The 251-nt window shown below is 68.5% G+C and carries 1 protein-coding gene; it reads left to right on the forward strand.

Annotation, left to right across the window (positions count from 1 at the left end; all coding sequences use genetic code 11):
- Positions 1–251: ABC transporter permease subunit (locus tag NCR39_RS06620; RefSeq protein WP_250451485.1), on the forward strand; the 251-nt coding region annotated here is incomplete at both ends.

Genomic DNA, 251 nt, shown 5'->3' on the forward strand with positions numbered 1-251 from the left:
TGCTCGTGGTGCCGGTCGGGCTTTTGATGGGCACGGTGGCGGGTTATTGCGGCGGCATCGTCGATACGGTGCTGATGCGCTTGACCGACGTCGCGCTCGCATTTCCGAAGATCGTGCTCGCGCTCGCGTTCGCCGCCGCGGTGGGGCGGGGGGTGCTAAATGGGGTGATCGCGGTGTCGAACACCGCGTGGCCGCCGTATGCGCGTCTCGCGCGCGCGGAGTCGCTGCGGCTCGCGCAGGCCGATTACATC

The organism is Caballeronia sp. ATUFL_M2_KS44 (assembly GCF_023630965.1).
In the GTDB taxonomy this organism is placed as follows: domain Bacteria; phylum Pseudomonadota; class Gammaproteobacteria; order Burkholderiales; family Burkholderiaceae; genus Caballeronia; species Caballeronia concitans.